The sequence below is a fragment of the uncultured Rothia sp. genome (assembly GCF_916049665.1).
Taxonomy (GTDB): Bacteria; Actinomycetota; Actinomycetes; order Actinomycetales; family Micrococcaceae; genus Rothia.
In genome coordinates, this window is the sequence record NZ_CAJZIE010000004.1 from 21,604 (window position 1) to 48,159 (window position 26,556).

The 26,556-nt window shown below is 60.0% G+C and carries 21 protein-coding genes; 11 read left to right on the forward strand and 10 right to left on the reverse strand.

All coding sequences use genetic code 11. The features are described 5' to 3' along the window. Positions 1-201 precede the first annotated feature (201 nt). The 4 genes from QZ540_RS00735 to QZ540_RS00750 all read right to left on the reverse strand — a co-directional run bounded on the left by QZ540_RS00735 (position 202) and on the right by QZ540_RS00750 (position 5,480). Positions 202-1,473, reverse strand: coding sequence for a site-specific DNA-methyltransferase (locus QZ540_RS00735; RefSeq protein WP_294626956.1), 1,272 nt, complete (start codon positions 1,471-1,473; stop codon positions 202-204). Between the two features lie 8 nt (positions 1,474-1,481). Next, positions 1,482-3,224, reverse strand: a complete 1,743-nt coding sequence (locus tag QZ540_RS00740; RefSeq protein WP_294626958.1) for a DEAD/DEAH box helicase — start codon at positions 3,222-3,224, stop codon at positions 1,482-1,484. 503 nt (positions 3,225-3,727) lie between these two features. Beyond that, positions 3,728-3,955: a DUF3107 domain-containing protein gene (locus QZ540_RS00745; protein WP_044150274.1), complete on the reverse strand. Its 228-nt coding sequence runs from the start codon at positions 3,953-3,955 to the stop codon at positions 3,728-3,730. Between the two features lie 262 nt (positions 3,956-4,217). Beyond that, positions 4,218-5,480 carry a glutamyl-tRNA reductase gene (locus tag QZ540_RS00750; RefSeq protein ID WP_294626961.1) on the reverse strand — a complete coding sequence of 421 codons (1,263 nt, stop codon included), beginning with the start codon at positions 5,478-5,480 and terminating at the stop codon, positions 4,218-4,220. A gap of 369 nt (positions 5,481-5,849) precedes the next feature. Here QZ540_RS00750 and hemE point away from each other — a divergent pair, with 369 nt between their 5' ends. The 7 genes from hemE (at position 5,850) to hemB (ending at position 14,402) form a co-directional block, all read left to right on the forward strand. Next, positions 5,850-7,031: a uroporphyrinogen decarboxylase gene (hemE, locus tag QZ540_RS00755; RefSeq protein WP_294626963.1), complete on the forward strand. Its 1,182-nt coding sequence runs from the start codon at positions 5,850-5,852 to the stop codon at positions 7,029-7,031. A gap of 141 nt (positions 7,032-7,172) precedes the next feature. Further along, entirely contained in the window at positions 7,173-8,723 is a 1,551-nt protein-coding gene (gene hemG / locus QZ540_RS00760) for a protoporphyrinogen oxidase (RefSeq protein WP_294626965.1), read from the forward strand. Positions 8,724-8,838: 115 nt separating this feature from the next. Then, positions 8,839-9,657, forward strand: a complete 819-nt coding sequence (hemQ, locus tag QZ540_RS00765) for a hydrogen peroxide-dependent heme synthase (protein WP_294626967.1) — start codon at positions 8,839-8,841, stop codon at positions 9,655-9,657. Beyond that, positions 9,654-11,117 carry a ferrochelatase gene (locus QZ540_RS00770; RefSeq protein WP_294626969.1) on the forward strand — a complete coding sequence of 488 codons (1,464 nt, stop codon included), beginning with the start codon at positions 9,654-9,656 and terminating at the stop codon, positions 11,115-11,117. The genes hemQ and QZ540_RS00770 overlap by 4 nt, the downstream gene beginning before the upstream one ends. 174 nt (positions 11,118-11,291) lie before the next feature. Next, a complete protein-coding gene (locus QZ540_RS00775) occupies positions 11,292-12,428 on the forward strand; it encodes a hydroxymethylbilane synthase (RefSeq protein ID WP_294626971.1) in 1,137 nt (378 codons plus the stop codon). A 5-nt stretch (positions 12,429-12,433) separates the two neighbouring features. After that, positions 12,434-13,345, forward strand: coding sequence for a uroporphyrinogen-III synthase (locus tag QZ540_RS00780; protein ID WP_294626973.1), 912 nt, complete (start codon positions 12,434-12,436; stop codon positions 13,343-13,345). A gap of 55 nt (positions 13,346-13,400) precedes the next feature. After that, on the forward strand, positions 13,401-14,402 hold the full coding sequence (hemB, locus tag QZ540_RS00785; RefSeq protein WP_294626975.1) for a porphobilinogen synthase: 1,002 nt from the start codon (positions 13,401-13,403) through the stop codon (positions 14,400-14,402). 93 nt (positions 14,403-14,495) lie between these two features. On the opposite strand, the gene QZ540_RS00790 is transcribed toward hemB, so the two are convergent. The 6 genes from QZ540_RS00790 to QZ540_RS00815 all read right to left on the reverse strand — a co-directional run bounded on the left by QZ540_RS00790 (position 14,496) and on the right by QZ540_RS00815 (position 22,132). Then, positions 14,496-15,674, reverse strand: coding sequence for a transcriptional regulator (locus tag QZ540_RS00790; protein WP_294626977.1), 1,179 nt, complete (start codon positions 15,672-15,674; stop codon positions 14,496-14,498). 69 nt (positions 15,675-15,743) lie between these two features. Beyond that, positions 15,744-16,961, reverse strand: coding sequence for a carboxylate transporter (locus tag QZ540_RS00795; protein ID WP_294626978.1), 1,218 nt, complete (start codon positions 16,959-16,961; stop codon positions 15,744-15,746). A gap of 132 nt (positions 16,962-17,093) precedes the next feature. Next, complete coding sequence (locus QZ540_RS00800; protein WP_294626980.1) at positions 17,094-18,275, reverse strand: sugar dehydrogenase; 1,182 nt, start codon at positions 18,273-18,275, stop codon at positions 17,094-17,096. Between the two features lie 32 nt (positions 18,276-18,307). After that, positions 18,308-19,657 carry a glutamate-1-semialdehyde 2,1-aminomutase gene (gene hemL, locus QZ540_RS00805; RefSeq protein WP_294626982.1) on the reverse strand — a complete coding sequence of 450 codons (1,350 nt, stop codon included), beginning with the start codon at positions 19,655-19,657 and terminating at the stop codon, positions 18,308-18,310. A 210-nt stretch (positions 19,658-19,867) separates the two neighbouring features. Beyond that, complete coding sequence (locus QZ540_RS00810) at positions 19,868-21,235, reverse strand: threonine/serine exporter ThrE family protein (RefSeq protein ID WP_294626984.1); 1,368 nt, start codon at positions 21,233-21,235, stop codon at positions 19,868-19,870. 201 nt (positions 21,236-21,436) lie between these two features. Then, positions 21,437-22,132 (reverse strand): 3'-5' exonuclease, encoded by a 696-nt coding sequence (locus tag QZ540_RS00815; protein ID WP_012903182.1) that lies wholly within the window; start codon positions 22,130-22,132, stop codon positions 21,437-21,439. Between the two features lie 304 nt (positions 22,133-22,436). Here QZ540_RS00815 and QZ540_RS00820 point away from each other — a divergent pair, with 304 nt between their 5' ends. The 4 genes from QZ540_RS00820 to QZ540_RS00835 all read left to right on the forward strand — a co-directional run. Further along, positions 22,437-23,492, forward strand: coding sequence for a DNA cytosine methyltransferase (locus QZ540_RS00820; protein WP_294626986.1), 1,056 nt, complete (start codon positions 22,437-22,439; stop codon positions 23,490-23,492). Between the two features lie 28 nt (positions 23,493-23,520). After that, positions 23,521-25,095 (forward strand): restriction endonuclease FokI C-terminal domain-containing protein, encoded by a 1,575-nt coding sequence (locus tag QZ540_RS00825; RefSeq protein ID WP_294626989.1) that lies wholly within the window; start codon positions 23,521-23,523, stop codon positions 25,093-25,095. A gap of 18 nt (positions 25,096-25,113) precedes the next feature. Beyond that, positions 25,114-26,166 carry a DNA cytosine methyltransferase gene (locus QZ540_RS00830; protein WP_294626991.1) on the forward strand — a complete coding sequence of 351 codons (1,053 nt, stop codon included), beginning with the start codon at positions 25,114-25,116 and terminating at the stop codon, positions 26,164-26,166. Between the two features lie 2 nt (positions 26,167-26,168). Further along, the coding region (locus QZ540_RS00835; RefSeq protein ID WP_294626993.1) for an ATP-binding protein at positions 26,169-26,556 on the forward strand (388 nt) is incomplete at its 3' end.

Here is a 26,556-nt window from a genome sequence, read left to right on the forward strand (position 1 = left end):
CTTCAAACTAAGGGGGGGCACAATCTTTGTGCGCCCCAATGAGTAGAACATCCTCAGCGTATCAAAAATCCTAACCTTCAGGTAGAGATTTAGGGAATATGCAATGAGGTGAAAACAAAAGAGTGTGGGGCGGGTTCCTATTCAAGGAACCTGCCCCACACTCTTAACGCGTAACTCTCACGAACACGTGGAAAAGACCGCCTAGACGCTCTCACGCGAGGCATGATGCTGCAATACCGCACCCGCAGCCGCCGCATCCAGCTGAGCAGCCACACGCGCCGCACGAGCCTTAGCCCGCGCCTGATGCTGACGCTGACGACGCAACTCATCACGCCCATCAATACGCATCTTCTTATCCACCGCATCCATAGACCAGTGACGCACAAACCGGCACGACGCACCCTCAACCGGCTGCGTAGTCTCCGTCAACGTATCCAACACAGCCTTCAACGCATGACGGCTCGCCGCCGTCAACGCATCACGACTCGTACCGCCGCGCACGCCCACCGTACGCTTCGGCGTGAACAGCACACTCGCCCCACGCGGCACACCACGGTACGCCTCAAAAGACGCCGGATCCACGCCCAGACGCTTAGCCATCACCTCAATAGCCGGCGGATTCTGATCCACACACACGAACTTACGGCCCAACTGAGCCGCCGCCGCACCCGTAGAACCAGAACCAGCGAAGAAATCCAACACCCAATCACCCGGACGGGAACTCGCCGCAATCATACGACGCAACAGACCCGTAGGCTTCTGCGTAGGATAACCCGTCTTCTCCTTACCCGTCGGCGACACAATCGTATGCCACCACACATCCGTAGGGAGCTTACCGCGAGAAGCCTTCTCCTCAGTCACCAGGCCCGGAGCCATATACGGTTCACGATCAACCTCCGCAGTATTGAAGTAATAGCTGCGGTGATCCTTCGCGTACACCAGAATATTGTCGTGCTTCGTCGGCCAGCGGCGCGTAGACTTCGCACCGTAGTCATACGCCCAAATCAGCTCATTAATGAAGTTCTCACGACCAAAAATCATGTCGCACATGATCTTCACGTAGTGCACTTCACGCCAATCCAGGTGCAGGTACAGGGTGCCGTCCTGCGCGAGCAGACGATGCGCCTGCTCAATACGCGGAGCAAGGAACGCCCAATAATCCTCAAACGAGTCGTTATAGCTCGCCAGGGTCTGCAGGGTGCTCGAATAGCTCTTGCCCTTAAAACCGGTGCGGTCACCCTTCTCAGAAGCCTCCGCGCTCAAGGTGCGGCGCGTCTGCTTCTTACCCGTATTGAACGGCGGGTCAATGTAAATCACGGTGAACGCACCATCGGGCAGCTCACGCAGATACTCCAGGTTATCTGCCTGCACCAGCAGCGACGGGCCCTGCGGGTCGAAAAGCGCCGAATCCGCGGGGGTCGCCTCAGCGGCAGGGGAGGGCACGGCGGGCACCGGGGATGCTGAAATACCCAACCCCGGCCCTAGCCTTCAGAACCAGCACGGTCAGCGCCACGGCCCTTACCGCGCGAACCCTCAGCACGGGAGCCTTCACCGCGAGAACCCTCACCGCGGGAGCCTTCAGCGCGGCGGCGGGTACGGCGGCGGCCTTCACCCTCCACCGGCTGACCCTCAACACGGCGGGTACGGCGACGCTGGCGAGGCGCACGCTCAGAACGTTCGGTACGCTCGGATGCGCCCTGCTCGGTACGCTCCGCACGCTCGGCAGAACGCTCGGAACGCTCAGTGCGCTTGCGACCCTCGGAGCGGCTACGGCGCTCGCCGCGGCCCTCACCGGAACGACCCTCGCGGCCGCCGTCACGGCCGCCGCGAGAACGGCGCGAACCCTTCTCACCGCTACGGCCACCCTCACGGGAACCATCGCGGCCACCGCGAGAACGAGCCGGACGGCCATCACGCGAGTCACGGGCGCTCTCAAAGAACTCATCGCCCATGCCCTCAGCCACACGCTCCTCGCGCGGCAGACGGCCCTTCGTACCAGCCGGAATGTTCAGGTCGTAGAACAGGTGCTCAGAGGAAGAGTAGGTCTCAACCGGCTCAGGAACACCCAGCTCCAGGGCATCGTTAATGACCTTCCAGCGCGGCAGGTCATCCCAGTCAACCAGGGTGATGGCGGTACCCTCATTGCCCGCACGACCGGTACGACCGGTACGGTGCAGATAGGTCTTCTCATCCTCGGGCACGCGGTGGTTAATCACGTGGGTCACGTCTTCAACGTCAATACCGCGAGCCGCCACGTCGGTAGCGACCAGAATGTCGACCTTGCCGGTACGGAACGCCTTCAGAGCCTGCTCACGCGCAACCTGGTTCAGGTCACCGTGCAGGGGAGCGGCAGCGAAGCCACGGTTCACCAGCTCCTCCGCTACGCGGGCAGCGTCACGCTTGGTCTTGGTGAAGATGACGGTACGGCCACGGCCGGTAGCGCGCAGAATGCGGCCAATCATCTCGTCCTTGTCCAGGTGGTGCGCACGGTAGACGACCTGGCGAATCGACGCCTTAGTCTTCGAAGCGTCCTCGGGGTCAGCGGCGCTAATGCGCATCGGCTTGGTCATGTACTGGCGTGCCATCGCAATGACCGGGCCGGGCATGGTCGCGGAGAACAGCATGCTCTGGCGGTCCTCCGGCAGGTAGCTGAGAATCTTCTCAACCGACGGCTGGAAACCCAAGTCCAGCATCTCGTCAGCCTCATCGAGGACCACGATCTTAACCTGCTTCAGGTTCAGGAAGCCCTGCTGGTACAGGTCGATAATGCGGCCGGGGGTACCCACCGCAACCTCCAGGCCGCGGCGCAGCAGCTCAGCCTGAGGCTCAATCGGCACACCACCGTACAGGGTCGCGACGCGGGCGTTACGCAGCTTCGCAGCAATCGCCAGGTCCTCACCCACCTGAATAGCAAGCTCACGGGTCGGAACCAGAATCAGCGCCTGAGGTGCGCCGGGGTACTCCAAATCAGCCCAGCCCTCATCGTCGCGGCCGACCACACGCTGAATGGTGGGCAGACCAAAGCCGAGGGTCTTACCGGTACCGGTCTTCGCCTGACCAATGATGTCCTGGCCAGACAGAGCCACGGGAAGAGTCAGCTCCTGGATGGGGAAGGGAGAAGTAATGCCAACCGCCGCGAGAGCGTCGCTAATATCCTGGCGAACGCCGAAGTCGGCGAAGGACTTTGCAGTCTGAGTGGTTTCCTGCGTGTTCGTTTCAGTCACTGGACCGTATCTTTCTACCCCTGCTCGGGGTGTGTTTCTCCCCGTAACGGGGGTGTACCAGCCAGCGCCCCAACGGTGGAGGCGGTGACGGGCGGGCGTCGAAAGCCGGCCGCGGGAAATTCTTACACGGGAAATTCTTGCCGAGACGCCGCCTGCACACATGGTTCATATTCACGGTTGATTCATGATGAAAAGGCGGTGCAGCCTCGGGGTCTTGAAAAAGGTACGACCGGTCATTCACTTAACCCCTCAATATTAACCCGGATTTGCTTCCGACGCACCCTCAAGCGGTTGTGGTGTGCGCCCGTGATGGGCGATATACCGCCCCAAAACCGGGTATCGTGAGGATTTTGTGCGGGCGGTTTAAAACGCAAACCCCCGCATTCGGCACGGCGTAACCATACGGCGCAGAAAGCGCACGCACACAGCGCACAAAGCGCGGTTACGCATCGTTGCGGATGCGGGGGAAAGCTAAAGCTATAGGGGCTCAGTCGGCTGAATACTTAGGCGCCGATGCCGAAGCCCACGTGGCGCTTGGCGTCGCTACCGAGTTCGACGTAGCTGATCTGGCCGCCGGGAATCAGGGTGGTGTTGCCCTTATCGTCCATGATTTCCAGGATCGAGCCGTCCTCGATGGCCTTGGTGACCTTCTCGGTGAGAATTTCCTTAGCCTCGCTGGTCTCAACAACGATTTCGCGGGCGATGTGGCGAACGCCAATCTTGATTTCCATGAGTCTCCTCGCAGAATAGTCCGGCGCCGCCAAGCGCGCGCCGGGTATGGGAACTGTCTTATCTAGCATCTACTCTAGCGTGAATGCGCCCGTCGGCACCGTGAACGGGCGGTACTTCGCCGGGGGCTAATAAAATACTCGCCGCGGGATGCGCAGAAGCAGGCGCGAAAACCGGTGCAAAACGCGCGCGAAAGTATCATCAAAAAGCGTAGGGCGGGGGAGCAGAAGCGCAGGGCGGGGGGAGGGGAGCGCTGAGGCTCCTCTAGGACTCCTCCACCTGAATACCGTAGAGAGTCTCCAGCGCCTGCACGTAATCCTCCGCGCGGCCCTCAGCCGCAAGCTTCTTGGCGCGCACCGTCGGGGTGTGCAGAAGAGACTTCACCATGCGGCGCATCGCCAACTCAAACTGCTCCGTCGCCGCACCGCAACCAAACTGGTTACGCACCTTCTCCAGCTCAGAATCCAGCACATCCAGCGTGTGCGAGCGCAGAGCAACAATCGCCGAGTCAATCGTGCGGGAACGCTGACGAGACAGGAACGCCGCTAGCTCAGACTCCACGATGCGCGTAGCCGTCGCCACGGATTCCTCAGTCTCCTCGGGTGCGGCGAGGCGCACCGATTCGAGGGTAATCAGTTCAACGTTCGGCAGGTCGGCAACCGAGGGATCAAAGTCACGCGAAAGCGCCAGGTCAAGAATCGTGTGGTGGCCAGCCGGAATCTGTTCGGGAAGCAACGGATCGGAACCGCCGGAGCAACCAATAATGACGTCGGCAGAAGCCATCGCCTGCTCCATGCCGTCCACCGGGACCGCAGAAACCTCGCGCTTCGCGGCGAACTCGGCGGCGCGACCCGAACGGGAATTCACCCAAATATCGGTGCAACCGCGCTCACGCAGAGCCGCAATGGTCGCACCCGCATAAGCACCCGTACCAAAAATCAGGGCGCGGCGGGTCGACCAATCCTTCTCGGCGACCTCATCCGCAAGATCCAGGGCAACAGACACAATCGAGCGGCCCTGAGCGCCAAGCGCCGTATGCTGACCCACCTGACGAGCCGTATGCGCCGCATGCTCAAACAGCTGCACCAGCTCACCCGGAAGAGCTACGCCCTCCTCCTGAGCCTTCGCCTGAGCGGCAGCCAGAGCACGGCGCACCTGACCGGCGATTTCGCGCTCGCCCACCACGGCAGATTCCAGGCCGGAGGCGACCGTCAGCAGGTGGCGTGCCGCCTCCTCATCCTCGAACAGGTCAAAGCTGGAGGCCACCAGCTCCTTATCCAGGCCGGAGGTCTGCGCAATCGAATCAACAATCAGCTCACGAACCATGGGGACATGGGCAGACACGTGCAGCTGAACATACATTTCAAGACGGTTACAGGTGGCAAGAACTACTGCACCCTTAACACCGAGCTGACGCGCTACATCCGCCGCCAGAACATCGGGTACGCCGGAGGCACCGGCGCTCAACGCAGCGACGGTGGTCAAATCAACGGTGTGGTGCGATGCCACAAATGCATAAGTACTCACTAGAGATTAATCATAACCACGCCGACTAAGCCCCTGTAAAGCTCATAGAACCTAAGTTCACGGCTCCACGTGGCTTAGCGGGTGCCACATAGCGGACAGGAGAGGGAGGTACCTGCAGGGTTATTGGGATGAGGATTCAAAAGCGGGGGAGGGGAGAACATCTCGGAATGTGATGCGGCGTATTCGGTGCCTCACCTGTGTATTCTTCGCGTCAACAAGGGGTCTAATAGGGCATATGCAGGGTGTCGGCAGAGTTCTAGCAGGTGCGAACTAAGGTGTCCCTCACCACTAAGAAAGTCACCATTAGGTAAAAGTCACCATGACAAAGTGTCGCAAAAACACCCACATAAACCTGTCACACTAGACACTATGAGCGAAAACCAGCACACCACTCCCGCGTCGGCAGAAGGCGCCGCACAGGCACCCGCCCTGCCCGCACACCCCACCGACGCCCAGCGACCCCTGCTCACCGACGAGCAGCTTGCACACCTACCCGCCAACCACCCCCTGCGCGCAGGTACCGCCGCAGACTCGCCCATGCTCCGCGCCCTCACCGGCCGCCCCTCCAGCCACCGACCCGTCTGGTTCATGCGCCAGGCAGGCCGCTCCCTGCCCGAATACCGTCAGGTACGCGAAGGCATCCCCATGCTGGACGCGTGCCTCACCCCCGACCTCGCCGCAGAAATTACCGTGCAGCCCGTCCGCCGCCACAAGGTCGACGCCGGTATCTTCTTCTCCGACATCGTTATTCCCATGAAGCTCGCGGGCGTCAACGTCGACATCGTGCCCGGTAGGGGCCCCGTGCTCGATCAGCCCGTGCGCACCCTCGACGAGGTGCGCGCCCTGCCCGAGCTCAAAGACAGCGACCTCGACCCCATCCGCGAAGCCGTCGCCGCCACCGTAGAAATGCTCGGCGACACCCCGCTCATCGGCTTCGCCGGCGCCCCCTTCACCGTCGCCGCCTACATGGTTGAAGGCGGCCCCTCCCGCGACCACCTGCGCCCGCGCACCATGATGCACTCCGACCCCGCCGCCTGGCACGAACTCGCCGCCTGGGCAGCCCGCACCGCAGGCCAGTTCCTGCGCGCACAGATCGAGGCAGGCGCATCCGCCGTGCAGCTCTTTGACTCCTGGGCAGGATCCCTCGGCGAAAGCGACTACCGCCGCTACGTGCAGGCACACTCCGCAACCGCCCTCGATATGGTGCGCGAATACGGCGTGCCGCGCATCCACTTCGGCACCGGCACCACCGCGTTGCTTCCCGCCATGCACGAAGCCGGCGCAGACGTCATCGGCGTGGACTACCGCTTGCCGCTCTCGGCAGCGAACACCCTGCTCAACGGCGCCGTACCCCTGCAGGGCAACATCGACCCGGCACTGCTTGCCGCAGGCCACGAAAACCTCTACGCACACGTAGACGAGGTCCTCGCAGAAGGCAATGCCGCCCCCTCGCACGTGGTCAACCTCGGCCACGGCGTACCCCCGACCACCGACCCGCAGGTGCTCACCGACCTCGTGGCATATATCCACGAACGCACCGCGCAGGCCTAGGATAAATAACGATAAATAGACGGCGCAGATGCCGGACACCCCCCCCCGGCATCTGCACCGAACATCTGCACCCCGAACCAACCACCACACCCGTTACCGCAATGGGCAACTCCACTGCAGGCAGACCAAAGGAGAACCACCATGGGCCACACCAACCAGGCACCGCACCGCACCGCACAGGTCAGTTCCTCCGCCGCGCCCCAGAACGCACGAGCTTTCACCCGCAACGAGAAGGCACCCACCGCCATCGTCATCGGCGGCGGCCCCTCCGGCCTCATCTCCGCACGCCGCCTCGCCGCAGCCGGTATGCGCGTCACCCTGCTCGAACAGCGCCACCACCTCGGCGGTGCCGTTGGTGCCCACGAAGTTGGCGGCCTTCTGCTGGACTCCGGCGCAGAATCCTTCGCAACCCGCAGCCCCATTGTCAGCGACCTCGTCAAGGAACTCGGCCTGGGCGACCAGATCGTCACCCCCAACTCCTACGGCTCCTGGCTGTACCTGCCGCAGGGCGCCCGTCGCACCCCCAGCACCGGCATCATGGGCATCCCCGGCAACGTGAACGATAAGTCGCTGATCCCCGTCATCGGTAAGAACGGTCTGCGCCGCGCCCAGGTGGATAAGTTCCTGCCCGTCTCCGCAGGCGAGAACGCGAAGACCCTCGGTGAGCTCGTGCGCATCCGCATGGGTCAGAAAGTGCTCGACAACCTCGTCGCACCCGTCGTCTCCGGCGTGTACTCCACCCACCCCGACAAGCTCGACGTCGATGCGACCATCCCCGGTCTGCGCGAAGCCTTCCGCAAGCACCGCTCCCTCGCCGCCGCAGCGCACGCTTTCCGCTCGGCAGCCCCCGCAGGCTCACAGGTCGCCGGTATTGTGGGCGGCATGAACCAGCTGTCCGAACGTCTCGTCGAAGACCTGTACGCCTCCGGTGTTCGGATCGTCACCGGATTCGACGTCATCGCCGTGGACCGCGACGAATCCACCGGCCAGTGGTTCATCATCCAGCGCCACACCACCGACGGCGAAAACACCCCCCTCTACGCCGACTACCTGGTGCTCGCCACCGACGGTCCGACCGTAGCACGACTCATCGGCCCGCACGTCTCCACCGCACTACCCGCCCTGGAACCCGGCCCCGAAGTCGCCCTCGTCACCCTCGTTGTTGACGCCCCCGCCCTGGACAAGCACCCCCGCGGCACCGGCCTGCTTGTCTCCGAACAGGCAACCGCCGTACGCGCCAAGGCACTCACCCACGCCACCGCCAAATGGCAGTGGGTAGCCGACGCCGCAGGCCCCGGACGCCATGTCGTGCGCCTCTCCTACGGTCGCGGCGGCGAAGACGCCCGCTTCTCAGAAGTGGCGCTCGCTGACGAACAGCTCATCACCCTCGCTCTGCGCGACGCAAGCCGCATGATGGATGTAGCCCTCACCCACAGCAACCTCGTCGACGCGGACGTCGTACGCTGGCGCGGCGTACTGCCCGCCTCCACCCCCGGCCACCGCGACCGAGTCAAGGAATTCCGCGAACGCGCCAGCGAACTCGGAACCCTCAGCACTGTCGGCTCCTGGGCAGCAGGCTCCGGCCTGGTCGTAACCGTCAAAGACACCTACGAGCAGATGGACCGCCTCATCTACCACGCGGCACAGGACTGGGAAGGCGTCACCTCCCCGAAGGTCGCAACCGCCAAATAACGGCACCGCAACCTCCCAAACCAGCCAACAACTAAGCCAAAAATTTGAGAAAACGCGCGGCTACGGAAGCCGCGCCTCCAGCACAGCGAACCCTCGCTGAAGAAAGGAACACACAATGTCTCACGATCACGCAGCACACGGCGGCCACGGTCACGGCGCAGGTCAGGGCGGCTACACCCACGCCGGCCACGGCTACGGCGGCGCCCCCAAGGGCTACGCAGTCCAGCACTCCGCAGCTGACGAAAACCGCCGCGGCCGCGAAGAAGGCGAAACCCTGCACTACGCCCTCTACACCGTGTTCGCACGCTCCGGCGCACGCCCCGCAGAATCCAACACCGACGAGGCACGCGCCGAGTTCGAGAAGGTCGCCGAGCAGCTCGCAGCAGACGGCGTGACCCTGCGCGGCATCTACGACGTCTCCGCAATGCGCGACAACGCAGACGTCATGATCTGGACCCACGGTGCAACCCCCGAAAAGCTGCAGGCAGCAGTCCGCAAGATCCGCCGCACCGCACTCTTCGCAGGCACCACCATCGTCTGGTCCACCATGGGCGTACACCGCGAAGCAGAATTCACCCGCAACCACGCCCCCGCCTACGCACGCGGCAAGGCACCCGAAGCATGGGTCTGCGTCTACCCCTTCGTACGCTCCTACGACTGGTACTACATGAACCCCGAACGCCGAGCAGAAATGCTCAAGAACCACGGCATGAAGGCAATCGACTTCCCGCAGATTCTGGCGAACACCGTCGCAACCTTCGGCATGAACGACTACGAATGGGTCCTCGCCCTCGAAGCACCCGAACTCGTTGACCTCGTCGACATGATGCGCCACTTCCGCAATACCGAAGCACGCCTGCACGTACGCGAAGAAACCCCCTTCTACACCGGCCGCCGCATCGGCGCAGACGAAGTAGCAGAGGTTCTGGCGTGAGCCACCAGCCGAACGACGGCGTAACCCTCAACGGCACGCTCCTGCCGGACGACGTGGTACCCAACCGCACCGACCCGGCGAACACCGCCTCCAACGGCCCTGCCGCGCTCAACGAGCAGACCCTCGGCGACTACCGAAGCGAACGCAGCATCACCCGTGACCGTGCCGAAGAGGCACGCCCCTACGACCTGGTGATTCTCTCCTCCTTCGGTGGCCCCGAGGGGCAGGAGGACGTCATCCCGTTCCTGCGCAACGTGACCGCTGGCCGCGGTATTCCGGATGAGCGCCTCGAAGAGGTCGCCACCCACTACCGCGCCAACGGCGGTGTCTCGCCGATTAACGAGCAGAACCGTGCCCTGCTTGCCGCGCTGCAGCAGGCGCTCGCCGAGCGCGGCCCGCACATCCCGATCACCTGGGCGAACCGCAACTGGAAGCCCTACGTGAAGGACGTGCTCGCTGAGGCTTATGAGGCCGGGCACCGCAACGTGCTCGTGCTGGCGACCAGCGCCTACCCGGGTTATTCGAGCTGCCGCCAGTACCGCGAGGACTACGGCATCGCGATTGAACAGCTTGGTCTGGAAGGTCGCGTGCATGTGGGCAAGATTCGCCAGTTCTTTGACGTGCCCGGCTTCTCCCGCGCTTTCGCTGACGGGCTGAAGGACGGCCTCGCCACGGTGCGTGAGCAGCTTGCCGCACGCGATAGCGGTTCGCTGAACCCGCGCCTGCGCATCATGTTCTGCACCCACTCGGTGCCGACCTCCGCGGCGAACGAGGCTGGCCCTCGCGGCGTGAACTACGAGGGCGGCTCCGCCTACGTGGAGAAGCACCTGCAGGTCGCCCGCGCCGTGCTGTCGCTCGTGCGCGATGAGGCCCCGCAGCTTCTGCAGAACGTCGAATGGGAGCTGGTGTACCAGTCCCGCTCCGGCCCGCCGTCCATGCCCTGGCTGGAACCGGACGTCAACGACGCCCTGGAGGCGCTGCCCACCCCCGCCAACCCGGCGGAGGACGGCGAAGCCCCCGTGGAAGGCGTCGTGCTGGTGCCCCTCGGATTCGTCTCCGACCACATGGAAGTCAAGTGGGACCTGGACACCGAGGCTCTGGACACCTGCGAGCGCCTGGGCGTGGTCGCCGTGCGCACCCCCACTCCGGGTACGCATCCGGCGTACGTGGAGTCGCTGCGCCGCCTCATTGAGGAGCGCGTGGAGAACGGTGTTCCCGCCGACCTGCGCCCCGAACGTGAGAGCGTCCTCGCCCCGAGTGCGAGCGGCCAGTACGGCTGGTTCGACGAGTGCGAGCCGGGCTGCTGCAAGCCCGGCCGTGGTGCGGAGAAGCCGGTTATTGCCGAATACGCAGCCGGTGCTGACGGTGCTGATAACGCCGCTTCTGAGGCCAGTACTTCTGGGAACACCGCCGCCAGCCGCTCCGGTGGATGCGGCTCCGGCGGATGCTGCTCCCACTAACACCACCTGTAGCTCCGGCTCGCCCCAACACCCCATCACCGGGTGTGCGGGCGGGTCGGAGCCGCACTGCCTACAAGCCCACACACAGCTGCAGCGCACACAGCTGCATGCGTAGCTCAACGCACAGACACACGCACCTACGGGCTATCACACACATCACCGACAAGGAGAGATATGAGCCATCACGAGTACATCTTGGGCACCCGCGGGTCTGCCCTCGCCCTGACCCAAAGCCGTATCGCCGCCGAAACCGTCACCGCCCTCTACACCGAACACCAGGCACACCACGGTACCGCAGATGCCGCGGAGGTCGTGGACTTCACCCTGCGCACCGTCAAAACCGAAGGCGACGTGCTCACCGGGCCCCTGGCAACCCTCGGCGGCACCGGCGTATTCGCCGCCGCACTGCGCCAGCGCCTGCTCGACGGCGAGAACGCCTCCGAAGAAAACCGCGTGGACATGGCAGTACACTCCCTCAAGGACCTGCCCTCCGCACCCTGCCCCGGCCTGGTCATCGCCGCAACCCTCAAACGTGAAGACCCCCGCGACGCCCTCGTAGCACGCGACGGTCTGACCCTCGACACCCTGCCCACCGGCTCCCGCGTGGGCACCGGTTCGCCGCGCCGCGCCGCCCAGCTGCGCGCCCTACGCCCCGACCTTGAAATCGTGGACATCCGCGGTAACGTGGGCACCCGCATCGGCCGCGTCAAGGGCCTGGAAGAGCACGCCGGTAAGCAGGTTGTGCTCCGCCAGAACACCGAAACCTCCGAGCGCGCCGACCACGGTGTAGGCACCGAACGCAGCGGCGACTGCGACGCCGTGGTGCTCGCCGTATCCGGCCTCAAGCGCCTGGGTAAGGAAGAACTCATCACCGAGTACCTTGACCCCAGCCGCATGCTGCCCGCCCCCGGCCAGGGTGCGCTCGCCTTGGAAGTGCGCGAAAGCGAATTCGAGAACCCGGACCCCGCCGTACTCGCCGACCCCGAGGTGGCACGCCCGGTCCGCGCTCTTGGCCGCGCTCTGCTCGCCGCAAACCACCACGAAACCCGCCTCGCCGTCAGTGCAGAACGTGCCCTGCTGCGCCGCCTCGAAGCCGGATGCGCCGCACCCATCGGCGCGTACGCGCAGGTGGTTGAGGGCGACCTGGTGCTCAACGTCGTGGTGGCGTCCCCGGACGGCACCGACATGCTGCGCCACACCTCCGCCACCGCTGAGCTGGACGTGCCCGGCGCCGAACGCCTGGGCGTGCGCGTGGCAGAAGACCTGCTGCAGATGGGCGCCGCCGCCCTTGCCGGTTTGAACCTGAAGTAGGCGTCATGTCTGCCGCTAGCCCGCAAGCTGAGTCCGCACAAGCTGAGTCCGCGCAAACTGAGCCCCCGGAAATTGATACCCCGCGCACGGTTCTGCTGACCCGCTCCGCCGCACAAGGCGCCGCCTTCGCGCGCGCCCTCACCGAAGAATGCGCACAGAACGGGTTGGGGGAGTACCGGGTACTCTTCGCACCGCTACAGCAAGCACGCACCGTCAAGCCGGGCACAGAACACGCCGCCGCGCTGGAGGCGCTCGCCTCCGGTCACTATGCGTGGGTGAGCTTCACGAGCGCCAACACGGTTCGCGCCTGCGCGCAGCTGTGGGGTGACGAGTTCACCCGCGCCTGCGCGAGCGGGGGAGTGCGCATCGCCTGCGTGGGTGCGGCAACCGCCCGCGCTGTGCATGCTCAGCTTGGGCTGGCCGCGGATTTTCAGCCGAGCGTTCAGAGCGCCGCCGGCATGCTCGCGGAGTTCGGGCAGCCTACAACCGAGCCCGTCTCAACCGTGCCCGCCGCCGTGCTGGTTCTGGAGGGCTCCAACGCCCGCCCGACCCTACGCGAAGGCCTCAAAAACCTGGGCTGGGACAGCCACCGCTGCGTGCTCTACGACATGGTGCCCGCCGAACAGGTGGAGTCCGGAGAGCTGAGCCTCAGCGCCGCCCGCGCACTCGTACAGGGCAACACATCTGAGGCGAGCGCCCCCGAAACCCGCGCGCCGGATGTGCTGGTGGTGACCGCCCCCTCCCGCCTGCACGCCCTACTAGACGGCGCATCCGCGCTAGCCCCCGAATCCGTGCCGCCGGTGGTGGCGATTGGGGCGAGTACCGCCTCCGCCTGCCGCGCCCTCAACCTGCGCCACGTGCAGGCGGATTCGCCCTCCCCACAGGATTTGGCGCGCGCCGCCGCGTCCCTCTTGTAGGCGCGTCCCTCATCTAAGACTTCACATTATTTCGCAAGAATTTTCAGGAGAGATTATGAACCTCACCCGCCGCCCGCGCCGCCTGCGCACCACCGCAGCCATGCGCTCCCTCGTCGCCGAGACCACCCTGCGCCCCTCGCAGCTGATTCAGGTGTTCTTCGTGCGTGACGGCATCACCGAGCCGCAGCCGATTCGCTCCATGCCCGGCCAGCACCAGCACACCCTGGAGAGCATCATTCCCGCCGTGCGCGAGGCGTACGAGGCGGGCATCCGCTGCATCGACCTGTTCGGTATTCCCCGCGACGAGGATAAGGACGAGATCGGCTCGACCGCGTGGGATCCGCAGGGCATCCTGAACCGTGCGATTGCGGTGTGCCGTGAGGAGTTTGGCGACGACCTGGTGGTCATGGCTGACACCTGCCTGGACGAGTTCACGAGCCACGGTCACTGCGGCGTGCTGGTCGATGACGGCCACGGCACGCTTGTGGTGGATAATGACGAGACGGTGGAGCTGTACTGCAAGATGGCGGTTTCGCAGGCTCGCGCGGGTGCGCACACCGTCTCGCCTTCGGGCATGATGGACGGTCAGATTGCGGCGATGCGTGCCGCCCTGGACGAGGCAGGCTACGAGGACGTGTCGATTCTGGCGTATTCGGCGAAGTACGCTTCGGCGTTCTTCGGCCCGTTCCGTGACGCGGTGGAATCGACCTTCAAGGGTGACCGCAAGACGTATCAGCAGGATCCGGCGAACCGCCGTGAGTCGCTTCTGGAGGTGCGCGCCGACCTGGAGGAGGGCGCGGACATGGTGATGGTGAAGCCTGCCGGTAGCTACCTGGATATTGTGCGTGAGGTGGCGGAGTTTTCGCCGGTGCCGGTGGCGGCGTATCAGGTGTCGGGTGAGTACGCGATGATTGAGGCGGCTGCGGCGAACGGCTGGATTGACCGTAAGGCTGTGGTGTTGGAGTCGTTGCGTTCGATTCACCGCGCCGGTGCGGACGTTATTCTGACTTATTACGGTACGGAGGCGGCGGGCTGGCTCCGTGAGCTGGACGCCTAAACACCCTCCAACTTTTAACGCTGAGAAGCCACATGTGTTTCGAAAAGCCACGTCTTTGGTGGCTTCTCGAAACACATGTGGCTTTTCGCTGTTTTATTCTTGTTCTTCCGGTTCTTCAGTGACTGGTTTGTACCCCAGGGAGGTGCACACGATGTTGCCGTTGGTGAAGTACTCTGCGAGCTTTTCACGGTCGGCGGGGGAGCGCAGATTAGCCCAGCGTTCCTGCTCCAGGTAGAACGCAATCTGGGAGGTTAGGCAGACGACCCGCTCATCGTGCACCGCCACAATATGCCTGCGCAGCCACGGCATGCGCTTGGCGAGGTTCGGCGGAATCTTGGACGGCACCTTGATTTCTATCTGCCACTGCGACGGCTCGTAGAAGGTCGGCTTGATCTGTTCGGGGTTCTTCGGGAAGACGCAGAACTCCTCAATATCGGGGTAGCTGTACTTCTTCGCGGGTAGGAAGAGCCGCCCGATGTAGAACGAATCGGGGTTGAACAGCAGGTAGACCTTCAAATAATGCCAACGCAACGCTAACGCCGCGGAGACAGTAACCGCCAGCAGGATTGAGGCACCACCAATAGGCATCGGCGGCGTGTACAGAATTGTCCAACCGACCAGCGAGTAGAGGAAAACGATGAGTGCCAGCACCAACGCCACCACCACGGTCACGCAGAGCCCCAGGTAGAGTCTAGGCGTCGAACGTACCGGTTTGGCTTGGGGGTGAGCGTCCTGCGGAACGAAGAACGCGTCAATACGGTTCAATATTTCGCCCAGGACTCGGGGCATACCCGTGGTGTGGTTATCGAGGTTGAAGTAGCGGGAACTACGCCAAATGAAGCGGCTCCAGCACGCACCCAGATAGACCATGTAGAACGGCAATATCAGAGCGGGTATCAGGATGCCGTCACGGGCAATGTCCTTGTACAGCAGAAAGATGGACCGTGCGACAACGCAAGCCCACACATACATGACGGCGTGCAACCACGCCTCAAATTTGGATACGCCAGAAATACTGTCGAGTTCTTTCCGGGCGCGCGTGAGGTTGGAACGCAACTTATGTTTGGAGAGCGGGTCACCGTCTAGGGAGCGGCGTTCGGCGTACCTCATCGCCTTGTCTACGGGGGAGCCTTTGTAGAAAACGTGCAGCCGCCTCGCTTCTTCCTTGCTCATGGTTGAGGAGTAGGCGATATCGATTGCTACGCACACCACCAGGTACAGCAAGAAGGCGATGAGCCATATGTAGCGTACCGGCTCTAGGGGTATCCCCAAAGCGCTTAGCTCCATAAGTTGTCCTCTCTACAGTGTTATCGGTGATGATGTGTGGCTTCTCGCCGGGCGCTAATTCACGGTACGGAAGGAGGCGATACGTGCCGCCTCCTTTTCCGTCAGTTCGTTCGTCGGCTTGTAACCCAGCGTGAGGCAGGTGGCACGCCCCTCCACAAAGTACTTCTCCAACAGCTCACGGTCGGCAGGGGACTCCACATCCGCCCAGCGTCCCTGTTCCAGCTTGAACGCAGCGTTCGCAATCAAATGGTCGATAGAGCTATCGAAGAACCCAAAAGTCTCGTACGAATCATCCGAGAACGTGACGACGAACTGCCACCCACTAGGCATGTCCTCCTGAGGGTTCGTGTCCTCGCCATACCAGGGGTACACCTTGAACCGCTCAATATCGGAGTATTTGTACACCTTCGCAGGTAGCAGGAAACGTCCTCTCTTCACCCGGCCCAGGGTGAACCAGTAGTATGTGCTGACCATAGACCACAAACATAAAGCTGCCATAACGTACGGGACCCACATGAGAATAGAAGGCAGCCCAATATCGGATGTGGTATACGTGTGCATGTTAACCTTCAACAGGGAATTCAGGTATAGGATCAGGCAGAACCCACTAGCGGGAATAGCCACAGCGAAAAGAATCATGTGCCCCGTCCCAAAACTAGTGATCGGCTGCCTCAACGACGTGTCCTCAATCCGCTGGAGCTTAACACGTCGGGGCATAACACGGCGGAAGAGGTTACTCAGCTTCTCCAGCGTGTTGATGTAGATTGCGGGCATGCCCAGGTGCCTGTCCCATGGGTCGAAACCGCGTGCTTCACGCCAGCCTCGGCGGCCCCAGCCTGCCGCCCAACACGTCACGACGAAGGGCAGAAGGAGGGCAGGGATAAGGTTGCCTTCATACACCATGGTCCAGTACAGGACGAAGGTCGCGTAGGTGATAAAACATGCTGCGGCGTACAGGAGGAAGTGCCCTAAATCCATAGTGACGCTGGAGCCCTTGATGCTCTCCAACTGGGCTTCGGCCTTGCGGATTACTTTTTCTTCCTGCTCGGGGGTGAGGGGATTTCCTGCTTCTGCGCGCTCTTCAATCTTTTTCTTTGCTTCCTCGATGGGGGAACCCATGACTGAGATATAAACTTTGCGGGCTCGTTCGGCGTCAATAATCGTCGGGTAGGCGACCTCCACCAGCAGGCAGCACGCTAGGTAGATGAAGAACGCCACTAGCCATACGTTGCGTACCTGCTCCATGGGCAGGCCGAGGGCGGCAAGGTCCATGAGTTGTCCTCTCTACGGGGTATCGGTGATGGTGTGTCTACGGTGCTGAGAAGCCACATGTGTTTCGAAAAGCAACATAAAACGTGGCTTCTCGAAACACATGTGGCTTCTCGCGGTATGTGGGCTACAGGTTTACTTGTACTGCGCCTTCTGGAAGGATGCGCGGCGTGCCGCCTCCTCCGCATGCTTACCTGCAGGCTTGTAACCCATGGTCGTGCAGATCACGCGGCCGTCCACGAAGTACTTCGCCAACATTTCACGGTCCGCCGGCGAGTCCAGCTGCGCCCAGCGTCCCTGCTCAATGTTGAATGCAATCTGCGCCACCAAACAATCAATCTGGTGATCATTCAGCGAATAGTTGTGCTTGCGGCCGCCGGGAAGCAGAATCTCCAGCCTCCACTGGCTCGCGTCCTTCGGGTTCAGCTTGATCGCGTCCGGGTTCTTCGGGTACACGCGGAACGCGCGAACATCCGAGTAGGGGCGGGACTTCGCCGGAAGGAACAGACGCCCAGCCTGGAACGAATCCGGGTTGAACAGCACGTAATCGCGGTTATACATCAGTAGCATAATCAGCAGCGGAATGTACGCCGCCGCCAAGAACCAAGAAGCGTGACCGATATAGATTGCTTCCCAATCCTCGTCGATGCTCCAGCCCGCCAGCGAAACCAAGAAGACCGAGGCGAGCAGGAACGCAATACCACCGAGGATCCAGTAGGCGGTGCGGTCGTCACGAATCGGCTCCACGCCCGGCACCGTGCCGCGCACACGGAACGGTGCGCTCAGCTTACCCAGCGTCGCCGAGTAGATGCGCGGCATGCCCAGCACACGGTCGTCCTTGCTGTATCCGCGAACTGCACGCCACTGACGGCGGCCAATACGCGCGCCCAGGTACACCATGAGGAACGGCAGAATCAGCGCCGGCAGTACAACGCCGTCATACACGATATCCCAGTACAGGCTGAAAGTGGAGACCGCCACAATCCAGCCCCACAGGTACATGACCACGTGGAACCAGCCGCTAAACACGCCGGCGCCCTCAATGGAATCCAGCTTCTTCTTCGCCTTCTTCGTGGCGCTACCCTTACGGGAGGAGCTTAGCGGCGCACCCATCGCGGTGCGTTCCGCGGTGGCGCGGCGCGCCTCATTAACGGGCGAGCCGGACACCTCAAGGTACAGTTCGGCTGCCTTCTCCTTCTTGATGGGCACCGGGTAGGCGATATCCACCAGCAGGCACAAGCCCAGGTACACCATGAAGGCGATCAGCCACACGTCGCGTAGCTGCTCCATAGGCAGTCCCAGAGCGCTCAGATCCATGAGCGGCTCACCTCCTTACGTCTCTCGAACCCCTAAGCGGATGCGGCAGCAGCTGCGGCAGCCGGAAGAGCCGAGATGATACGGTCCATCGCCTCATCATTGTGGGCGGCAGAAACGAACCATGCCTCGAATGCGCTCGGCGGCAGGTACACGCCGGATTCGAGCATGGAGTGGAAGAACGCGTTGTAGCGGCTGGTTGCCGAGGCCTTGATGTCGGCGTAGTTGTGCACGCCCTCCTGAGAGGTGCCGAACGCGACCGAGAAGAGGTTACCGGCGTTCTGGATGGAGTGGTCCACACCGGCGGCGTTGAACGCCTCGGTCAGCGCCTGCTGCAGCTGGGCGCTGCGCGAATCCAGATGCGCGTAGACCGCTGCATCAGCCAGGGTCAGGGTCTTAATGCCCGCCGCAACGGACAGCGGGTTACCCGAGAGGGTACCAGCCTGGTAGACCGGGCCGACCGGCGCCAGGTACTCCATGACCTCACGCTTACCGGCCAGCGCCGCGATGGGCATACCGCCACCAATGACCTTGCCGAAGGTGAAAATATCGGGAACCCAGCCGCCATCCTCGGGAGCCGCGTAACCCCAGTAACCAGCCGAAGACACACGGAAACCGGTCAGCACCTCATCAAAAATCACGAGCGCACCGTTGGCGTGAGCAATCTCGTGCAGGCCGCGGTTGAAACCGGGCTCGGGGGTCACCACACCCATGTTGCAGGGCGCCGCCTCAGTAATAATTGCGGCAATCTGACCCTCGTGGTTCGCGAATGCCTCACGTACAGCGTCCAGGTCGTTATAGGGCAGAACGATGGTCTCCGCGGCGGTTGCGGCAGTCACGCCAGCCGAACCCGGCAGCGCCAGGGTAGCCACACCCGAACCAGCCTCGGAAAGCAGCGCATCCACGTGACCGTGGTAGCAGCCCGCGAACTTAATAATCTTGTCGCGACCGGTCACACCACGCGCCAGACGAATCGCAGTCATGGTCGCCTCAGTACCGGTCGACACCATACGCACCTGATCAATAGCGCCGGGAATCGCCGCGTTAATACGGTTGACCACCAGCTCAGCCAGCTCAGCCTCCGGCGCGCTCGCCGCGCCAAAAGACAGGCCGCGCTCAGCCGCCTGCTGAACAGCCTCAACCACCTGCGGATGCGCATGACCCAGAATCGACGGACCCCACGAGCAGACCAGGTCAACGTACTCGTTGCCGTCCGCATCGTACAGGTACGCGCCCTTAGCCTTCGCCGCAAACGCGGGGGTGCCGCCCACAGAATTGAAAGCACGCACCGGGGAATTCACACCACCGGGAATCACCGCGCGAGAACGCTCAAACAGCTTCTCGCTGGCTTCGTGGTGCAGCGGATGGGTAGAGGAAGGAGTCATCGTATCGGTGCCTTTCAAACGAGACGGCGAACTAAAGAATTACAAGGGACGACGCACGGCAGGCGACAGAGCCCGCACGTTACTAACGTCCCGTACCCTAACCATCATAGGCGCCACAGATGAACCGCAGGTGACAAGCACCTGAACGTACCGAAAGGTGACGATAAAACACAACAAACAAGTTAGGGAACAGAGAGGATGCGCAACGCGCTAACGCAGGTGCCGGTCAGTATCCAGGCGGTTGAGCACCTGAGTGTCCTGATCGAACAGCCAGTTCTTATCAAAGAGCAGACGCACAAACGCCAGGCCCATACCCAACGCCATGAAAATCAGCAGGGACTGCACGAAACCGCTCGCCGCCGAGTACATGTCACCGCTAGCAAAATGCGACATCGAACGGTAGAACGGAACACCCGGAACCATCGTCACCACCGCCGGAACCGACAGGGAAATACGCGTGTACTTACGCTGATGCAGCGGCGCCACAATCTCAGCCAAAATACCCACACCAAACACGGCAATCGTCGCTGCCATATGCGCGGGCATGCCCGCCTCCACCATGTGAATACGGGCGGGGTTCGCCACCGCAGCAATCAAACCACCCCACACACATGCCACGGGGGAGGCAGCAAAGAGCATCGCGAAGCCAGCCGCCGCAACACCCGAAGAAAGCACCTGCAACACCAAATACAGGGTCGGGTCAAGGTTAAGAGGCGCAGGAGCCGCCAACGGCAGGTGGAAGAGTGAACCCAAAACCCACACCGCAAATGACGCACTCAGCAACAACAAACCCACATAGGTTAGACGCGAAATACCCGCCAAAAAGTCCATGCGGGAAATATCGAGCATGCCCGTCACCATGGGGAAACCGGGCACCAAGAACAGTACCGACGAAATGAAACCAATCATATGGTTCGGGCTAATCCAACCCACCGCGACCAGCACATTAACAATCGCAATGTACAGGCCCGCCGCCAGGAAGCCGCACGCCATCCACGTTGCCAAATGGCTCACCCCGCGCTTGAGCAGGGTCGAACGCAAAAACTGGCCGGCACCCGCCGCGAAGAACACCACCGTGCACTCCACCAGACCGCCACGGTTCAGGAACGCGAACCCGGCACACGCCACCGCCGACGCCAACGCCAGCATCCAGCGGGTGTACAGCGGCTTCGCCGAATCGATAAGGTCCAGCTCGGCGTTCGCCTCCGCAGGGGTAATCTTCTCGGGCAGCTCAGAAATGAACTTACCCAACTGATCGAGCTTATGAGCGTTAATGCCCATCGTGCGCTGCTCAGCCACCTCGGTACGGAAATTACCGTCAGTGTACGAAGAAGTCGAAATCTCGGTGAAGGTCACCTGCGCGTGATGCTCCTTCAACCCCACAGCCTTCGCCAAACGCGCCATTGACGCCTTAATACGGTACGCGCTCGCACCCGACTTCATCAGGATGCGGCCCAGGCGGAGCACCACCTGCGACTGCGCCACCAAGTGCTCATGAGCCAGGCGGGTAGACCCCAGATAAATACTGCGCGTATTCGTGTCAGGGTACGGCTCGGTAGTGCGGGGCTGATCATCCATGAGAGGCCTTCCGGGTCGTGCTATTCACGTGCTATACGTGTAGGTGCGGTTACCTTCTAGCATAGGGGAGAAGCCCAAGCGGGGATAGTGTCAGCCCGTCAGTAAAGGCGGATGCGACGGGCATGCTGAGCGCAGACGGGAGGGGCTGCGGGGTGCTTATATTCGGGGCAGGTTTAGCGGATCAGGTTTAGCGGCGCAGGTTTAGCGGCGTACCGGCCAGCGGCCGTCAATGACCTCAGATTCCTTACCCGGCTGCGTACGCAACCACGCCTGGAAGCTCGCCGCCTGCTCCGCCGCCCACTGAATCTGCTGCTCGTGCAGCTGGCGCGCATCCACGTTGAGGACCTCGGGGAACTGCTCGGTCAGCTTCACCAGCAGACGCTCCGCCGCCAGAGCATCATCTGCGGAGGTGTGCGCATTCTCCAGGGAGACACCGTACTCGGCGGCGAGAACCTCAAGGGTGCGCTTGCCGCGCTTACGCGGAATCACGTGCTTATGCAGAACATACGGGTCGAGCACCACACCCGGCGGCAGCTCACCATTGGCAATATTGTGGCGCAGCATCTCGTGGTGCAGCACCGAGAAATCGTAGGCGGCATTGAACGCAATAATCGGCACACCGTCAAGGTTCAGCGCACCAATCGCGCCGGCTAGCTCCCACACGACCTCGCGGGCGGGACGGCCGTGCTCACGCGCGTACTCGGTGGTGATGCCGTGCACGGCGGCGGCACCGGCGGGGATCTCAACGCCGGGGTCGGCCAGCCACTCGCCACGGCGCACCACATTACCCTGAGGGTCCAGCAGGATCAGGGAAGCAGTCACGATGCGGGCGGTGGTGACGTCCACACCGGTGGTTTCAAGGTCAAAAGTGGCGCGCAGGCCGTTCATCCAGGTCATGCTATAAGACTAACCCAGCGGAGAAGGAGGCGCGCGTCCGGTGGTCATTGCCACCCCGACCGGTGAGCTGGAAGCTGGATATAGATATGGGACATCCGTCAAAGGCCTGTAAGTTGGGCACTCATTGGAACGAGAGGGGAGGCTATACATGTGGTTGCTTGTGCATTCGAATACTAAGAGGATGATGAGAATGTGATTTTTGATTCAATTAAATATATTTTTAGATACTTTAATGTTTTCAATATTCGAAAATATGTGCAGCTAATAGTTATATTTTCGAATATATTAGTGTATAGTTGTGGGCATGGAATTTAAGCTAGGTGAACTTTTCTGTGGCCCCGGTGGCCTTGCCATTGGCGCAACTCGCGCTTCTATCTCTGACCCCGACTGGAAGATTGTTCACCAGTGGGCGACTGACTACGACGAAGATACTTGCAATACTTACCGCCAAAATATCTGCCCGGATCGCCCCGAGTCTGTAGTGCATGCTGATATTCGAGAGCTCGACTACTCCGTGCTGAAAGAGCTGGGCGATATTGATGGTCTAGCCTTCGGCTTCCCTTGCAATGATTTCTCCACCGTGGGGGAGCAGAAGGGGCTGGATGGCACCTACGGTCCGCTTTACACCTACGGAGCAAAGGCTTTAGAAATGTTCCAGCCTCTGTGGTTCCTTGCCGAGAATGTCGGTGGACTCCGTAGCGCTAACGAGGGTAAAGCTTTTAACCAGATTCTCGAAACCTTTGAGAAGGCGGGCTACAAGCTTGTAACCAACCTATACAAGTTTGAAGAGTACGGCGTTCCTCAAGCACGTCACCGAATTATCATTGTGGGTATTCGTAATGACCAGGATGTAGAGTTCAAGGTTCCCTCTACTGAGCCTTATCGCAATCATGATGTGTCGGCTCGTACCGCATTGGAGCAGCCTCCTATCACTGCTGAGATGACTGGTACCGAACTGACTAAGCAGTCGCAGGTCGTTCAGGAACGTTTGTCATACATTAAGCCGGGACAGAACGCTTTCACTGCGGATATTCCTGAGCATCTTCAGCTGAAGGTTAAGGGCGCGAAAATCTCTCAGATTTATAAGCGTCTTCACCCAGAAAAGCCCGCTTACACCGTAACTGGCTCTGGCGGCGGCGGTACTCACATGTACCACTGGGAAGAGAACCGTGCGCTCACTAACCGTGAGCGTGCACGTTTGCAGACTTTCCCCGATAACTACAACTTTGCAGGTAGTAAAGAGTCTGTTCGCAAGCAGATAGGCATGGCGGTTCCTGCCGAAGGAGCCCGTGTTATATTTGAAGCGATTTTGAGGACGTTTAAGGGCGAAGAATACCCTAGTCAAGAAGCCTCCTACTAATTAAAGAAACTGCAAAGGAGTAGTTTGTATGGCTCGTAATACGTGGTGGGTTACCCGCCCCAAGCGTAGTCTGCCGCCCGTTCCCCGCTGTCTGATGGCAATTGCTCTTGAAGCAGAGGGCAAGGTCTGGAAAACGACTGATAAGACAACGGAACTGACCATCGAAAAGAACCTGGAGCTTGCCGGTCTTAAAGCGAAGGGAAAACGTCGAGATCAGACTGGTGGCGGGGCCCGCACGTATCGAGCCTGGCTGAAAAGTCTCGGCCTTGTCTTTATGGATGAGGACGGGAAGTTCTGGCTAACAGACGCTGGAGAAGCACTGGTAAAGCAGGAAATGCCTCCTCTTACGGTGCTCAAGAAGCAGGTTTTGGATTATCAGTTCCCCAGCGCCTTTACCTACAAGGGGCAGTCTGCTGTCGATTCACGATTCAAGGTTCGCCCTTTCGTCTTTCTTCTGCAGCTTCTTCTGGACGAGCGTCTTGAAGGCTACCTGAACGAGAAGGAAGAAATCGGGAAAATCGTCATCGCACATGGCGTATCGAATAAGCAGTCGTGTGTGGATGACGTCGTATCTCGTATCCTTGAACACCGTCGTATCGGTGACGAATCCCTGGAAGAGAACTATGTAGAGCTCTATGCCACCCCTAGGGCAGCTCCTCTTTTAGAAAAGATTTTTGCGAATCACGGAGACATCGCGAATACCTGCGGCAACTGGCTGGGGTACACCCAACTTATCGAACGTTATAAGGGTATCTGGACGATTGCTTCGGGTGCTGAAGATGAAGCACGTAAGCTCGTTGAGGAGTACTCATCGAAAGTGCTAGTCGCTAAGCCTTACGATGAGGAATATTTCCAACGTCGGTATGGTTTGCGCCCGGGTAAGTTCAGGGACAACCGGCGTCGTGAAGGGACTGGTAGCGTTTCATCGAAGAAGATTGAAGAAAAGAACGTCCTCCTAGTTGCTGAAAAATACGTGGCTGAGCGTCTTATCAATCGGGTGGATACCCAGCTTATCGCTGATATCGCAGCGGAAGCGGGCGTTTCTGCCGTAGAAACCGAACGTATTCTTTCCGCTAAGTACCCGAATGGTCTTGTTGATTCCTTCCTCTCCGAGTACGTACAGATGGCCTTTGAATCACGCGATAGGGCTACTGAATTTGAGAAGGCAACGACCTCAATTTTTGCCGATATTTTTGGTCTTTATGCTGAACATATCGGTCAGAAGGGCATTGTTCCTGACGTGGTCATTGCCTCTCGTGAAGAGGGCTGGTCTGGCATTTTGGACAGTAAAGCATATGCCAAGGGATACAGCATCGGACATGACCACCGTAACCGTATGGTCGAGTACATCGAACGGTACCCGAAGTATGGCCCTGAATTCGCGGCGCTCGCGTTCTTCTCGTATGTGGTTTCTGACTACAAGAATTCGGTAACTCCTCAGATTCGTCTTATCTCAGAGAAATCTGGAGTTCCTGGATCTGTGATTACTGCACGCGATATTGTGCGTATGGTGGAACGCCACAAGAAGAAGCCATATACTCACGCGGAGATTCGTGAAATCTTCTCGTTGAACCGCGCAATTACTTTCGAAGATATTGGATAGGAGTAACGCTCGTAAAACATGAGAACGCTTAGAGCTATTGACTTATTTACAGGGGCGGGTGGTCTTACCCTAGGGTTCCATAAAGCGATGGAAGATTTAGGGATAGATTTTGAAGTTGTTGCCTCTGTGGAGCTTGATAAAGACTCAGCAAAGACGTACGCAAAAAATTTCAGCCCTGATAACCAGTACGTTGGAGATATTGGTGTTTGGGTTCAAAGTAATGAAATCCCTGAAGCGGATATAGTCATTGGCGGTCCACCGTGTCAAGGATTTTCCTTGCTAAACAAGAAGACTGCGCCTGACCCTAGGAATCAGCTATGGCAGGAATATATTCAAGTAATTCTGAAATCTAAGGCAAAGATTTTTGTGCTTGAGAATGTCCCTCCATTCCTGAAATCTAAGGAATTTGAAGAATTTTGTTCTTTGACTAATAAAGGTGGTCTTCTTGAAGGCTATTCTATCTATTCTCGAGTTCTAGACTCATCGCTTCTAGGCTCTCCTCAGAAGCGTAAGCGAGGAATTATCGTCGGATATCAGAAATATCTTGAGGAGCCCATCGAATTTGAGGAGTGTGAACCTCGAACTCTTCAAGATGCCTTCCAAGGGATACCGCTAGAAGTCTCAGGTATTAACTTACCTGGTAATCAAGAGTTCTACAGGACAGATGCGTTACACCTTGGGCGGAACTATACTGACCTGTCGCTTGAAAGGTTTAAGCACATTTCCCCCGGTGGCAATCGATTCGATATACCAGATGAGCTGCTCTCTCCCTGCTGGCGCAAGCATAAGACCGGAGCAGCGGACGTGATGGGACGGTTATCTTGGGACAAGCCGTCGGTCACTATCCGTACTGAGTTCTTTAAACCTGAGAAGGGTCGGTATATACACCCTACTGAAGACCGAGCAATCACACATTTTGAGGCCGCTCGTCTGCAAGGGTTTCCTGACGATTTCTTGTGGTTCGGATCAAAGGTCTCGATAGCTCGACAAATTGGTAACGCTGTCCCCGTACAGATGTCCCAGAACATATTTTTGTCTTTGTCCAATTTAATCAGAAAGGTTGTTGAATAAACATGGTCTCATGTCCTTCCGAAAACAGTATATCGGATACTGTTAAATCTATTAGAGGTTCCTATCAAGGCGGGGATTATGCGCCGATGCTTAAGAGTATAAAATTTTTAAACTACAAAAATGTAATGAATGATAAAAGTATAGATTTTAACTTTCCTATTACATTGATTGTTGGTCCGAATGGGACAAATAAAACTTCAATTCTTAGAGCTCTTGAAAGTTGTCCACGAGGCAAAAGTTTGTCTGATTACTGGTTTAGTACGGAACTTGACCCAATTCCTCGGCCTGTGTCAGATTCTGATAATCCAGAATATGTCTACCTATACGACTTGCCTAGGGGTAAAGGGATTTTAGCAAAGGTTCGAAAATATATGACCTATAAGGATGGTC

Coding starts and splice junctions, on each gene's coding strand:
- QZ540_RS00795 (WP_294626978.1), bottom strand. CDS start 16,961: ATGGACCTTGCCGCCCTCGGCCTGCCCATGGAGCAGGTACGCAACGTA.
- hemE (WP_294626963.1), top strand. CDS start 5,850: ATGAGCGAAAACCAGCACACCACTCCCGCGTCGGCAGAAGGCGCCGCA.
- hemG (WP_294626965.1), top strand. CDS start 7,173: ATGGGCCACACCAACCAGGCACCGCACCGCACCGCACAGGTCAGTTCC.
- hemB (WP_294626975.1), top strand. CDS start 13,401: ATGAACCTCACCCGCCGCCCGCGCCGCCTGCGCACCACCGCAGCCATG.
- QZ540_RS00780 (WP_294626973.1), top strand. CDS start 12,434: ATGTCTGCCGCTAGCCCGCAAGCTGAGTCCGCACAAGCTGAGTCCGCG.
- QZ540_RS00815 (WP_012903182.1), bottom strand. CDS start 22,132: ATGACCTGGATGAACGGCCTGCGCGCCACTTTTGACCTTGAAACCACC.
- QZ540_RS00775 (WP_294626971.1), top strand. CDS start 11,292: ATGAGCCATCACGAGTACATCTTGGGCACCCGCGGGTCTGCCCTCGCC.
- QZ540_RS00820 (WP_294626986.1), top strand. CDS start 22,437: ATGGAATTTAAGCTAGGTGAACTTTTCTGTGGCCCCGGTGGCCTTGCC.
- hemL (WP_294626982.1), bottom strand. CDS start 19,657: ATGACTCCTTCCTCTACCCATCCGCTGCACCACGAAGCCAGCGAGAAG.
- QZ540_RS00745 (WP_044150274.1), bottom strand. CDS start 3,955: ATGGAAATCAAGATTGGCGTTCGCCACATCGCCCGCGAAATCGTTGTT.
- QZ540_RS00830 (WP_294626991.1), top strand. CDS start 25,114: ATGAGAACGCTTAGAGCTATTGACTTATTTACAGGGGCGGGTGGTCTT.
- QZ540_RS00825 (WP_294626989.1), top strand. CDS start 23,521: ATGGCTCGTAATACGTGGTGGGTTACCCGCCCCAAGCGTAGTCTGCCG.
- QZ540_RS00800 (WP_294626980.1), bottom strand. CDS start 18,275: ATGGATCTGAGCGCTCTGGGACTGCCTATGGAGCAGCTACGCGACGTG.
- QZ540_RS00810 (WP_294626984.1), bottom strand. CDS start 21,235: ATGGATGATCAGCCCCGCACTACCGAGCCGTACCCTGACACGAATACG.
- hemQ (WP_294626967.1), top strand. CDS start 8,839: ATGTCTCACGATCACGCAGCACACGGCGGCCACGGTCACGGCGCAGGT.